The organism is Christiangramia sp. LLG6405-1 (genome assembly GCF_045055805.1).
Taxonomy (GTDB): Bacteria; Bacteroidota; Bacteroidia; order Flavobacteriales; family Flavobacteriaceae; genus Christiangramia.
The window spans coordinates 540622-553322 of sequence record NZ_CP159330.1; the positions used below are offsets into that span (position 1 = coordinate 540622).

The following is a 12701-nucleotide window of genomic DNA, read 5'->3' on the forward strand; positions in this document are numbered from 1 at the left end:
TTTTATTGATTATTAAAATTTAGTTCATAAGCTTCAAAATTATCCACTGTAAATTCTTTTTCTTCGGAACCAACCGAGAAAGTATCCCATGGCTGCTCAGAAAAAAAGATCTCTGTAATAACGGTCTTTCCATTATCAATGAATAATTCCATACTGGTTTTATCAAGTATCATTCGAACTTCCATAGAATTGGATGCTGTTATTCTCGGTGCTGTTGAAGGTGTCCCGGAAAACTTGTCTGAAAAATCATTCACTCCCGCTTCACTTCTATCCATACTGAGCTTTTGTTCTGAATGATTATAATTTACCACGAATTTTTCTCCCTGTTCATTAGAAAGTGTAAAATAATAGTTCCCATCTTCCTCTAATCCGGAAATACTGAATTTCACCTCAGCTTTGGAAAGATCGATCGCTGATGAATCGATAAGCACCAAATCTTTCTTAGCTGAAAGTGCGCTTTTCTTAATTGGCTCGCCTCGGAATTTTTGTAACTCTTCTACCGGCTGTGAAGTAACCAGGTATTTTCCATCATCTTTGATAAGCTTCAGTTCTCTTGCGATGGTCATCGCACTTCTCCAGGTTTCGGTTGGCACTTCCTGTGCATATAACCAGTTAGACATCCATCCTAGAAACAATTTCCTGCCATCTTTTTCTGGCACGTTAGCCCAGGTCACTCCAGCGTAATTGTCTCTTCCAAAGTCTATCCAGTAGTCATGCCTTTCTTCCAGGTTGCTCATATTTTCTTCCGGCGTAAATGTTGTACCATCAAAATCCCCTACGAAATACTGAGTTCCAGAACCACCGTTATAGCCTCCTGGATTTAAACTTTGAATCAGCACCCATTTAGTTTCACCGGTACCTTCAACCTGCATTGGAAAGAAATCCGGGCATTCCCAGACTCCGTCATGTGCTCCGTTCCCTTGTCCAAACTCAGAAACTTTTTTCCATTCTTTCAGATCCTGCGAAGTATAGAACAAAGTCTTTTCGGTCGTAGCCAAAGCCATTAGCCACTGCTTGTGTTCCTCATCCCAGGTTACTTTTGGATCCCTGAAATTTTCAATTCCTGGATTAGGCAACACTGGATTGCCTTCATATTTTGTCCAGGTCATACCTTTATCAAGACTATAAGCGATTGCCTGGGACTGGTAATCCTTTTCACCCTTCTCTGCTCCTTTTGGTTCATGGTAAGTGAAAATAGCCACCACCGGAGTCTTGCCATCCTCCCCAAATCCTGAAGTATTGTCTTTATCTACTACAGCACTACCTGAGAATATATAACCTTTTTCATCTGGAAATAGCGCGATCTCCTGTTCTTCCCAGGTGATCATATCCTTACTCGTGGCATGTCCCCAATGCATTGGCCCCCAAACATTATCGTCTGGATAATACTGGAAATATAAGTGGTACGTGCCATCAAGATAGAACATACCGTTCGGATCATTCATCCAGTTCTTTTCCGGAGTAAAATGAAAATTGGGTCTATAGGCTTCGTCACTGTTTTCCTCAACTTCTGTTTGAGCTATTTCTTCGGAAGTTTCTTCAGAATTTTGATCCTTACACGAATTGAAAAACAGGCAGCAAACAGCCAGTGAGGTTAAACCGAATTTCATCTTGTTCATAATATCAGGTTGTAGTTGAAATTTCTTTAATGGATAATTCTTCCGCCAGTTCTTCGAGGGATTTTCCTTTGGTTTCTGGCATCATAAAAATAACGAAAAACAGTTGTAGCACCATCATGAATGCAAAGAAGGCGAAAACCCAGCCGGCTCCAATGGTACTGAATAAATACGGAATGCTGGAAGGGATGATCGCGGCAAGCACCCAGTGAGTTGAACTTCCAAATGCCTGCCCTGAAGCACGTAATCTATTGGGGAATATTTCAGAAATAAATACCCAGATAACCGCTCCCTGTCCTATGGCGTGTGAAGCTATGAACAAAAATAAAAATATTGGTACCCAAAGACCTCCCCAGTTCAGAAAAAATGCGGCTGCCACCAGTGACAGAGATATAATATAGCCTATCGATCCAAACAACAAGAGTTGTTTTCGACCAAGTTTGTCAATAAGAAATACTCCTAATAAGGTAAATAACAGGTTAACAACTCCAATTCCAATACTGCTGAGCAATGCTGTACTTTCTCCAAGACCGGCAGCTTCAAAAATTCTCGGGGCATAATACAGGAATGCATTGATACCGGATAACTGATTGAAAAATGCGATTAAAAATGCGAGAATAAGCGGGAAACGGTACTTTTTCATAAAGATATTCTCACCGGTAGCTTCAGAATCAGATTGTGTTCTGATCTCCTGAACTTTGGCACTTACATCTAATCCTGGATTAATCCTTTCCAGAATGCGTTTAGCCTCGGCCATTCTTCCTTTAGAGACCAACCAACGCGGACTCTTAGGAATTCCGATAACGAACAGAATATACAGGAAAGCTGGAATAGCCTCTACACCAACCATCCATCTCCATGGTTCTTCTCCGGTATTTCTTAACAGGTAATTGGAAAGAAAAGCGATAAGAATCCCCAGAACGATATTGAACTGGTACAGGGCTACCAATTTACCGCGTTTATTGGCCGGTGCTATTTCAGATACATACGCTGGTGCGGTGATGGTAGAAGCTCCTACTCCAAGTCCACCCAGAAATCTAAAGAATGCAAAGGTATAAGGATCGTCTACCAGAGATGAACCCAAAGCCGAAATAAAATATAGGATTCCAATAACAATAAGTGTATTTTTCCTACCAAACTTATTTGTGGGAATACCTCCGAAGATCGCTCCAACTACAGTACCCCATAAAGCCATGGCCATCACAACAGAACCGTGGAAGGCATCTGAAGTCCCCCATAATGCCTGTAATTGTTTATCTGCTCCGGAAATTACTACTGTATCAAATCCAAAAAGAAACCCGGCAAGGGCTGCACTTATGGAATAGAAGAAAATTTTATTCATAATCGTAATTAAATAAGATTGGATATCAAAGTCCGCCAGATTTCATAACTGAACCATCTAATATTCAAAATTAAGTGCAGAATTTAAGAATTATTAAATAAACTAAACCAACTATAAACAGATTAAAGATTTTTAGTGATAAAAATTACCAAATTCGAGACATACACATTTGATATTTAGTTTTTGAATTATCTAAAACATTTAATCGGAAAGTAAGTTCTATCTTCATTCTCAACCAAACATCAAAAGATATTCAAGGCGACCCGATTAATCAGCAATTAGGCTGAGTGGTTTTCTATGAACTATTTTGATGAAAAAATGTATCGTATTCTTATTAATATTATTAGCAACGCAAATTTCTGCTCAAAGCTGGATTAGTAGTGAAGAAACTTATTTCTATGCTGGTTCAGGACTTGATGTTCGAAATGCAATATTTGGTGGCACTGTGAATCCAGCTGCATATGACGGAATATTTTCTTTGGGATATAGAAATGAACATTTTAGCTTCGAAGCGTATTACGAAACTTTTCAAGCCATTAGTTATGCTTCATCTGGTTTTAATCTTGGTTATGTGTACCGACCTGGAAAAAAGCTGATTCCGGTAACCGATCTCTCCCTATCTGTAATTCAGAGACCCTGGAAATCCTTTCCTTCCCTCGCAATCAATAACCGACTGGAATTCTACTTTTACAGATTCTTTATCTATCTACGAGGTGAATCCCGCTGGCGAACAGATTATAATTTTTTCCAGATTTCTGTCTATGGAGGAATTAATTTTAAATTCGGTTTCGAGAATTAACAGGCTCAATCAGTTTCTCAAAATATTAACTATGACTAATTCATTTTTATCTAATTTTGACGCTGTACCAACCAATTGATCATGGAAATATTTCTACAACCAGATACCTGGGTAGCTCTACTAACTCTTACTTTTCTGGAAATCGTTCTGGGAATAGACAATATCATATTTATTTCTATAGTAGCGGGAAAAGTTCCCGAAGAGAGTCAGAAAAAAGCTAGAATAGGCGGTTTATCCATTGCGTTGATCATGCGTATTTTGTTGCTGTTGAGTATCACATGGATCATTGGACTTACCGAACCGGTACTTACTGTTGCAGATTTTGAATTAAGCTGGCGGGATATTATCCTGGTCGCCGGTGGTATATTCTTATTAATAAAAAGTACTCTTGAAATTCATCATAAGGTAGAAGGACAGGAGGAAAATAATACGACCGAAAAAGGTAAAAAGCCAACGATAAGTTTTAGCTCTGCGATCGTTCAGATCGTACTTCTAGACATCGTTTTCTCTTTTGATTCCATACTTACAGCCGTAGGTTTGACAGATCAAATTATCCTCATGGTAATAGCGGTAATTGTTTCTATAATCGTGATGATGATCTTCGCCAAACCTGTAGGAGAATTTGTAAATAACCATCCAACTATTCAGATTCTGGCTTTATCATTTTTGATACTGATTGGAGTGATGCTTATCGTTGAAGGTGCACATTACCATGTTCCTAAAGGCTACATCTACTTTGCTGTATTCTTTTCTTTAGCGATAGAAATGTTGAATATGCGTTACCGAAGGAAAAATTCTTAATCGATAATTTCGTAGTGAATTGGCTTAAAGGTTCCACCATTGCTGTCTTCTGCAGAACATGCAGTTAGTGCAACTATTAAATCCATCTTCGCTTCGAACAGAACATAATCTCCTTCTTTGCTTAAAGGTGGATCCACGCTCAATTTCCCATTAGTGTCGAACTGAACGTTCATAAAAATATTGAATGCAGTAGGAATATCATCTGGCTGAATTTCGAACTTTTCCAGGTTTGTATAAAGATTTTCAAAGCAACTCGGGTGATACTCCTTATTGTCGTACATGATCTGGAAAGTTTCAGGACTGCACGGCGCAAGTAAAAAGTCATTTCGACCGTTCGTATCCTCCAGGATCTCCATCATTTGATTACTCCTGTTACTCCAGAGATGATCACCCTGACTAATCAAAATACTTTCCTGAAAATCCAGAGTTTTGCCGGAAGAGATCTTTTCCCGGGTATCTTTCGCATTAAAAAGAACCATATCGCTTACCTGTTCACCATTTGGATCGATCACTTTTAATTTCTGACCTTTTTTTAGTCTGAATGCCGCACCCGTTTGTCTTTTAATTACTTCAATCATTATAAATTATGTTCGTTTTTAATGTCTTCTGAAATTTGATTTTTTAGAGGATCTTCTGAAGCATCTAATTTGCTTACTACTCTTTCGACATCTTTAGAATGGTAAGACTGGTGTAGTTTTGCGATACCTTCAACTTTTACAGGATCGATCCAGAACCCTGTGATCTGCGGAAGGTGATCTTCCAGCATTTTCTTCGGAATTTTATCGTAGTAAAGAGGATTTTTCTGCTCCTTCTCGAAATTAGCTACCAGCTTTGATAGAGATTCTCTTAGTTCTGAATCTGACTGAAGTTTAATTTTTCCATTCACATGCACTGCCGAATAATCCCAGGTACTGATGTCTGCTTCTTCGTACCAGGAAGAGGAAACATAAGAGTGAGCACCTTGAAATATCACTAATACCTCAACATCATCCTTCAGAAATTGTTGCTGTTCATTATGGTTTGCGATATGCGAAAATAATCTCCAATTATCATCTTCAGATTGATCGATAAGCACAGGAATATGCGTAGCTAGAAGATGTTCTCCTTTGAGAACGAACGTGGCAAAAGGAAATTTCCGAATAAATGGGAGAATAAATTCATCCTCATCTTTCCGGTATTTTTTTGGTCTGTACATTTTTTAATTTCCTAATGAAAAGGGCATTTCCATTCTTTATCAACTTTACGCCCACTATATTGCTTAGCCTCACTGTTATTTCCAAAGTCTTCCAACATCGGGTTGATCGAACCCTGCAAAGCTACATCCCGATCACGAATTCTATCGCGAACTTTTTGATAGGTTCCCATATCCCTGAGTTTTTCGAACTGCCAGTGTAAATTGAATGTCAGAGTAGTATATGGACTTTGTCTTGCCTTTCTAGAAGAATTTGGATGCAATCCCACAACATAAAATGCTTTTCCACCAATGCTAAAACTAAAATTTTCGTCATTGGGGTTATCACTCACCGCGGGATCCCATGGCTCATTATCCAGTTTATGAATGTTGCCTAATTGCTTCCATAGTAATTCTTCGAAGCAAATTTCAGAATATTCCGGAGTATTTGGAAATACTGCCAGGAATGTTTTGAAATCATTCGATTCAAAATCGTAAGCTTCAATATAGTCTTTTAGATCCTTTAATAATCTGGCAGAAGTCTCCATACTTCCAAAGTCATCATAAGTTTTGAGAGTGAACTGGTCCATGGTGAAAATAGTCTTAGCCATGATACATGGGTGCTCATTCTCAAGAATAAATTCGGCATATTCTGCCTTTATCTGTTCATCTGAAACAGCTTTTAAACTCTTCCGTTTTGTTCTTTCCTTTACCTGCATCTTCTTTCTATTTTGAAACGTCTTTATATAGATAATCTTCCAATTCCTCGTCGTCCTTATCAGTATGTAAAACCGAAATATCACCGGTTGCTTCGAAAACCACCGCTCTCACTTCTTTCAGCCTGATCACATTCGCTTCTCTTAACTTAGAACGAAGATCTGCTTCAGTCACCCGGGCCTTTTTCAAATTTTCATGTAGGATTGTTTGTCCATCCATAAGCATCAAAGGACCATTGTCCACTACATTTTGAACCGCTTTGAACCTACGCAGGATAGCCACAAATAGCTGTAAAATATATACAGCTGCGATACCAACTACACCCTCCCATAAGCTCACGCTTTTACTTAGAACGGTAGTTGCTACCATAGACCCAAGAGCTACGGTCATAGCAAAGTCAAAACTGGACATTTTAGAAAAACTTCTTTTACCGGCGATCCGGGTAAAGATGACAATTGCGATATAAATCCCTATTGCTGTTAGTATAATTGCAACAAAGGAAGGAATGTCAAATGCGAACCACTTGTCCATTTAATTTAGATTTTTAATCCGATGAATAAATATTACCAAGAGAATTACCTTAGAATACACCCGATTTTTGGTTGAAATTCAATTTACCCCGGCTTTTAATTAATTAAATGTTAAGCTGTCATAATCATTTCTAAATTCCCGAGTTTTGTAGTGAAACCGCTAAACTTTCAGGGAAAGTCATTAATTTCTAAATTTGAAAAATGGAAAAGATCAATAAAATTGGCCACCGTGGTGCTAAAGCTCATCTAGCTGAGAACACACTGGAAAGTATTGAAAAAGCGATCAGTCTTGGAGTGGATATGATCGAGATCGATGTGCATCGATGTGCCACTGGCGAATTGTTCGTGATTCATGATTTTACCCTGGACAGAACTACTAATGGCAGCGGAGAAATCGCTAAAAAAAGCAGTGTAGAAATGCAGTCATTTTTGATCGAAGAGCAGTTCAAAATTCCTACGCTACACGAAGTGCTAGATCTTATCGAGAATAAATGCCAGATCAATATTGAGCTTAAGGGTCGGAATACTGCGAGTGCGGTTTCAGAAATCATTCGGCATAAAGTTGAAAAGGAAAACTGGGAATATGGCAACTTTCTGGTTTCCAGTTTTCAGAAGAACGAATTGTTTGAAGTCAGAAAGATCAATTCCAGGATCCCACTGGCAGTCCTGAGTAAAGCGAGTGTACCTGAAGTGATAGAACTTGGAAAGAAACTGGATGCAGTAGCAATACACCCTTCCGTAGGAATTATTACGAGAGATAATACGAAATTATGTCAGGATCATGGCTTTAAGGTAAACGTATGGACCGTGAATGAAGTGAATGATATCTTAAGAATGATCGATTTCGGGGTTGATGGCATCATCTCAGATTACCCGGATCGATTACAGAATCCCGTTAAGTTGTTGCAAAATTAGATACTAGCTCTTAGTTGTTTATTTTTGCCATCAAAGAGCTCATATTTGGAATATTTCGACAGGATCATAGTAGGTGGCGGTGCAGCAGGATTTTTTACAGCCATCAATATTGCTGAAAATAACAGGTCCCTGAAAGTCCTTATTCTTGAAAGAGGCAAAGACGTTTTGAATAAGGTTCGGATATCAGGTGGTGGCCGGTGTAATGTCACTCATGCTGAATTTATTCCTGCTGAACTGGTTCGTAAATATCCCCGCGGAAGCAAAGAACTTCGAGGACCCTTTCACAAATTTATGACCGGTGATACCATTGGCTGGTTTGAAGACAGAGGAGTTTCTCTAAAAACTGAAGATGACGGACGAATGTTCCCGGTTACAGATTCTTCGGAAACCATTATTGAATGCTTCAGAAATGAATGCGATAATTTGAAAATTGAAGTCCGCACTGGTGAAAGTTTAAAAAGTTTTTCTACTGAAGGTGATTACTGGAAAATTGAAGTAGGCTCCAAAGAATATTCCTGTGAGAAATTGATGCTTGCAACTGGCAGCAATTCGAAGATCTGGAATCTTTTGAAAAGCAGCGGACATTCCATCGTTGACGCCGTTCCATCCCTTTTCACGTTTAATATTGAAGATGACAGGATCAAGGATCTTCCCGGCATCGCTCTTGATGCAGAAGTAGAGATTCCCGGAGCTAAACTTAGCAGCGATGGGCCATTACTTATAACGCACTGGGGTTTTAGCGGCCCTGCTATCTTAAAGCTTTCAGCATGGGGAGCCAGAGCTTTGAATGAACTTCAGTATAAATTCAGCATAAAAGTGAACTGGATTCCTGGTGAAAATGAACTGTCGATCCTCGAGACTTTAAAAGATTTGAAACAGGAACATTCCAAACAACAGGTTTATAAAAGAGCTCAGTTCGACCTTCCAAAAAGACTATGGCATAGCCTTGTTCTTGCTGCTGGCATTTCTCAGGATAGTAAATGGGCAGACCTCAACAAACAGCAATTGTCGAATCTGGGCGCACAGCTTACAGCGGCCGAGTTTAATGTGAACGGCAAAAGTACTTTCAAAGAAGAATTTGTAACCGCTGGAGGAATCGATCTAAAAGAAGTAGATTTTCAAACATTTGAAAGCAAACTACACCCAAATCTATATTTTGCCGGGGAGATTCTGAATATAGATGCAATTACTGGAGGTTTTAATTTTCAGAACGCGTGGACTGGTGGATTTCTTGCTGCAAAGGCTATGAGTTAAGACGCCAGATCTCGAAATTAAAAGCGAAGGCCAGAAGAATCCATACTGCATATGGAATGAGCATATAAGCAGCTGTATTACTTACAATCTTAAACCATTTAATGGTGAAAAGTGTAACCACAAAAAGCAGTGCCAGATCCAATAGCGCGAGGACTGGTTTTTCAAGAGCAAAGAACAACAGGAACCAGAAACCATTCAGGAATAACTGGAAACCAAAATGGTAAAGTGCTGTTTTCACCCATTTGTGATAGAAACCTTTACTCCAAACGATTCCAGCAGCGACTCCAAGCAAAACATACATAAATAGCCAGATCGAGCTTAAAATATCGTCTTTTACGTAGAACCAGGGTTTTTGCAAACCTGTATACCAATCTGCCATTCCTGTTTGAATAGCGATCGCACCAAGCAGACCGAAGACAAGACAAATGCCTACCGCAAAAGTGCTTCTTATGAGAAGTTTTGTGGTCATATCTGGTTGGTTACTCTCACTAAAATAGCAATTTATTTAAAAGGAAACATCTCCAGATCTTTACATAAAGTTTAACTTTGACAAAAATTTTTCAGAATGACGCATCAGGAATTTGTTCCCTCCATGTATTCCAATGAAGTAAAGTCTGGCAAAGTAAGCTGGCAATCCCCAAGTAATATAGCACTGGTTAAATACTGGGGTAAGAAGCAACATCAAATCCCTGCAAATCCGTCTATTAGTTTTACGCTAAACCATTGCAGGTCAACTACTAGCCTGGAATTTCAGAAAAAAGAGGATAAATCTGACAGTTTTGAGTTTGATTTCTATTTTGAGGATAAACCTAAAGAAGATTTCAAACCCAAGATTCAGAAGTTTTTTGAGCGCATTCAGGCATATTGCCCCTATCTAATTGATTACAAGTTTATTATAAGAAGTGAAAACAGCTTTCCTCACAGTAGCGGCATAGCGTCTTCTGCTTCAGGGATGAGCGCACTTGCCCTTTGTATTATGGATCTTGAAAGTCAGCTAAATCCTGATATAAGCGAAGAACACTTCCAGAGAAAAGCATCTTTCCTCGCAAGACTTGGTTCCGGGAGTGCCTCCAGAAGTATTCAGGGCGATCTTATGATCTGGGGAAAACATAATGATTTTGAGAGTTCATCAGATCTTTTTGCCATCAGGTATGAAGATAAATTACATGAGAACTTTCAAAATTTTCAAGATACTATTCTACTTGTGGATAAAGGTGAAAAGCAGGTTAGCAGCACGGTGGGCCATGATCTAATGCATGGGCATCCCTTTGCTGAGGAGCGCTTCAAACAAGCTCATAACAATTTAAGCAAGCTGATTCCCACATTGAAATCTGGTGATTATTCAGAATTCATAAAAATTGTGGAAAGTGAGGCATTGACACTTCACGCCATGATGATGAGTAGTCAGCCGTATTTTATTCTTATGAAACCGAACACGCTGGAAATTATTAACAGGATCTGGAAGTTTAGAGAAGATACGGGTATTCCCGCTTGTTTCACGCTGGATGCTGGTGCTAATGTACATTTGCTATATCCTGAAGCTCACGCTCCTAAAGTTTTAGAGTTCATTAAGAATGAGTTAGTTGCGTATTGTGAGAATGGACACTATATTTGCGACCAGGTTGGGAATGGTGCAAAAAAATTGTAATTTTAACAAGTTTGCGGCTACATTTCTGCCTACTGAACCTGAATGCTTATGAAAGGACCTTTATTTTACTCAAAAATTCTTCTCTTCGGAGAATACGGGATCATTAAAGATTCCAAAGGTTTATCGATTCCGTATAATTTTTATAATGGCGCCCTGAAGTTGTCTGACAATGACACTGAAGAGGCTAAAAAATCGAATACCAACCTGCGTAAGTTTGCTGCTTACCTTGAAGCACTTCAGGAAAACAATCCGGAACTTGTAAAATTTGATATTGAAGCTCTTAAGGCTGATATTTCCAGCGGAATGTATTTTGATTCAAGTATTCCTCAAGGCTATGGTGTTGGTAGTAGTGGCGCTTTAGTTGCCGCTATTTATGACAAATATGCCCATGACAAGATCACCGTTCTGGAGAATCTTACCCGGGACAAATTATTAAAGCTGAAAAAGATCTTCGGCGAAATGGAATCTTTTTTTCACGGAAAATCTTCAGGACTGGATCCGCTTAATTCATATTTGAGCATTCCTATCCTTATCAATTCCAAAGAGAATATTGAACCTGCAGGGATTCCTTCTCAAACTGAAAATGGTACGGGAGCAGTGTTTTTATTAGACAGCGGAATTACCGGGGATACTGCACCAATGGTTAGTATTTTTATGGAGAATATGAAACAGGAACCTTTCAGAAAAATGCTGAAGGACCAGTTCGTTACTCAGACAGATGCCTGTGTCGATGACTTTTTGAAAGGAGATGTAAAATCGCTTTTCAAGAACGTAAAGAAACTATCTCATACCGTTCTGGATAATTTCAAACCAATGATTCCTGCGCAGTTCCATAAACTGTGGCAGAAAGGGATCGAAACTAATGATTACTACCTAAAACTTTGTGGGTCTGGTGGCGGAGGTTACATCCTTGGTTTCACTGAAGATATTGAAAAAGCAAGAAAATCACTTAAAGGATACAACCTGGAAGTAGTTTACAACTTCTAAACTCAATTTTATGCCAGGGATCGCGAAAAAGCGCCTGCTGCTGAAAATACTCAGTTTATTTTCTGTAGTTAGGGGATATAATATATTGGTGGTCGTCCTTGCGCAGTATTTAACTTCAGCATTTATACTTGCCCCAGATAAACCTTTGCGGGAAGTATTTTTTGATGCTAACCTGTTTTTTTTGATCCTGGCTTCCTCTACTGTGATCGCTTCAGGATATATTATCAACAACTTTTACGATAGCGAAAAAGATCTTATCAATCGTCCTAAAAAGACGATGCTTGATCGGGTGGTTAGTCAGCGTACAAAATTGTCAGTTTATTTTATACTGAATTTTGCTGCTATCTTTTTTGCCAGCTATGTATCATTCAAGGCAGTAGTATTTTTCAGTATATATATTTTTGTAATCTGGTTCTACTCACATCGCCTGAAGAAGATCCTGTTTCTCGGGAATCTAGTCGCCTCCATTCTTGCGATCACTCCATTCTTTGTCATCTTCGTTTATTATAGAAATTTTGAGACGGTAATATTTATTCATGCTGTATTCCTCTATTTAATGATCCTTATGCGAGAACTTGTCAAAGACCTGGAAAACATGCAGGGTGATCTCGCGCAGAATTACAGAACCATTCCACTTGTATTCGGGGAGCGATGGAGCAAATTCTGTCTTGCTGTATGTGCAGTGGTTGCCATTATCCCTATTTACCTGTTGATCACTCAATTTCAGACAGGTTACATGAATTATTATTTTTATACTTCACTGCTACTGCTCGGTGTTTTTCTTCTACTCTTATATTTCAGTAAAGCCAAGTGGCAATATCTCTTGTTGCATAATATTTTAAAACTGATCATTGTCGTAGGCGTATTCAGCATTCTACTTATTGATCTACAGGAAGTGCTCAACCGGGTTTTTTAAGGTAA

General features: G+C 38.9%; 14 protein-coding genes. 7 read left to right on the forward strand and 7 right to left on the reverse strand.

The features are described from left to right. Positions 1-2: 2 nt before the first annotated feature. Together ABVM50_RS02520 and ABVM50_RS02525 are read right to left on the reverse strand one after the other, a co-directional pair. Positions 3-1619: a glycoside hydrolase family 32 protein gene (locus ABVM50_RS02520; RefSeq protein ID WP_405199819.1), complete on the reverse strand. Its 1617-nt coding sequence runs from the start codon at positions 1617-1619 to the stop codon at positions 3-5. 4 nt (positions 1620-1623) lie between these two features. Further along, a complete protein-coding gene (locus ABVM50_RS02525) occupies positions 1624-2958 on the reverse strand; it encodes a sugar porter family MFS transporter (protein ID WP_405199820.1) in 1335 nt (444 codons plus the stop codon). Between the two features lie 310 nt (positions 2959-3268). Here ABVM50_RS02525 and ABVM50_RS02530 point away from each other — a divergent pair, with 310 nt between their 5' ends. Together ABVM50_RS02530 and ABVM50_RS02535 are read left to right on the forward strand one after the other, a co-directional pair. Next, positions 3269-3757 carry a hypothetical protein gene (locus tag ABVM50_RS02530; protein ID WP_405199821.1) on the forward strand — a complete coding sequence of 163 codons (489 nt, stop codon included), beginning with the start codon at positions 3269-3271 and terminating at the stop codon, positions 3755-3757. Between the two features lie 81 nt (positions 3758-3838). After that, positions 3839-4558 carry a TerC family protein gene (locus ABVM50_RS02535; protein ID WP_405199822.1) on the forward strand — a complete coding sequence of 240 codons (720 nt, stop codon included), beginning with the start codon at positions 3839-3841 and terminating at the stop codon, positions 4556-4558. Here ABVM50_RS02535 and ABVM50_RS02540 read toward each other — a convergent pair. Genes ABVM50_RS02540 through ABVM50_RS02555 form a run of 4 tightly spaced genes read right to left on the reverse strand, consistent with a single transcriptional unit; the run spans position 4555 to position 6977 of the window. Then, positions 4555-5136 carry a DUF1989 domain-containing protein gene (locus ABVM50_RS02540; RefSeq protein WP_405199823.1) on the reverse strand — a complete coding sequence of 194 codons (582 nt, stop codon included), beginning with the start codon at positions 5134-5136 and terminating at the stop codon, positions 4555-4557. The two genes, ABVM50_RS02535 and ABVM50_RS02540, sit on opposite strands and share 4 nt — an antisense overlap. Then, entirely contained in the window at positions 5136-5753 is a 618-nt protein-coding gene (locus tag ABVM50_RS02545; RefSeq protein WP_405199824.1) for an FMN-binding negative transcriptional regulator, read from the reverse strand. Before ABVM50_RS02545 ends, ABVM50_RS02540 begins: the two co-directional genes overlap by 1 nt. Before the next feature lie 11 nt (positions 5754-5764). Next, positions 5765-6448 (reverse strand): guanitoxin biosynthesis heme-dependent pre-guanitoxin N-hydroxylase GntA, encoded by a 684-nt coding sequence (gene gntA / locus ABVM50_RS02550; RefSeq protein ID WP_405199825.1) that lies wholly within the window; start codon positions 6446-6448, stop codon positions 5765-5767. A 7-nt stretch (positions 6449-6455) separates the two neighbouring features. Further along, positions 6456-6977: a DUF421 domain-containing protein gene (locus ABVM50_RS02555; RefSeq protein ID WP_405199826.1), complete on the reverse strand. Its 522-nt coding sequence runs from the start codon at positions 6975-6977 to the stop codon at positions 6456-6458. A 200-nt stretch (positions 6978-7177) separates the two neighbouring features. Between ABVM50_RS02555 and ABVM50_RS02560 the strand changes: the two genes are divergently transcribed. Beyond that, positions 7178-7891: a glycerophosphodiester phosphodiesterase gene (locus ABVM50_RS02560; RefSeq protein ID WP_405199827.1), complete on the forward strand. Its 714-nt coding sequence runs from the start codon at positions 7178-7180 to the stop codon at positions 7889-7891. Between the two features lie 45 nt (positions 7892-7936). Then, positions 7937-9145, forward strand: coding sequence for an NAD(P)/FAD-dependent oxidoreductase (locus ABVM50_RS02565; RefSeq protein ID WP_405199828.1), 1209 nt, complete (start codon positions 7937-7939; stop codon positions 9143-9145). Here ABVM50_RS02565 and ABVM50_RS02570 read toward each other — a convergent pair. Then, positions 9135-9614: a TspO/MBR family protein gene (locus ABVM50_RS02570; protein ID WP_405199829.1), complete on the reverse strand. Its 480-nt coding sequence runs from the start codon at positions 9612-9614 to the stop codon at positions 9135-9137. The genes ABVM50_RS02565 and ABVM50_RS02570 overlap by 11 nt on opposite strands. Before the next feature lie 96 nt (positions 9615-9710). Here ABVM50_RS02570 and ABVM50_RS02575 point away from each other — a divergent pair, with 96 nt between their 5' ends. Genes ABVM50_RS02575 through ABVM50_RS02585 form a run of 3 tightly spaced genes read left to right on the forward strand, consistent with a single transcriptional unit; the run spans position 9711 to position 12696 of the window. Continuing rightward, positions 9711-10793: a diphosphomevalonate/mevalonate 3,5-bisphosphate decarboxylase family protein gene (locus ABVM50_RS02575; protein WP_405199830.1), complete on the forward strand. Its 1083-nt coding sequence runs from the start codon at positions 9711-9713 to the stop codon at positions 10791-10793. 48 nt (positions 10794-10841) lie between these two features. Next, positions 10842-11780, forward strand: a complete 939-nt coding sequence (locus tag ABVM50_RS02580; RefSeq protein WP_141878960.1) for a mevalonate kinase — start codon at positions 10842-10844, stop codon at positions 11778-11780. A 10-nt stretch (positions 11781-11790) separates the two neighbouring features. Beyond that, positions 11791-12696 (forward strand): geranylgeranylglycerol-phosphate geranylgeranyltransferase, encoded by a 906-nt coding sequence (locus ABVM50_RS02585; RefSeq protein ID WP_405199831.1) that lies wholly within the window; start codon positions 11791-11793, stop codon positions 12694-12696. Positions 12697-12701 lie beyond the last annotated feature (5 nt).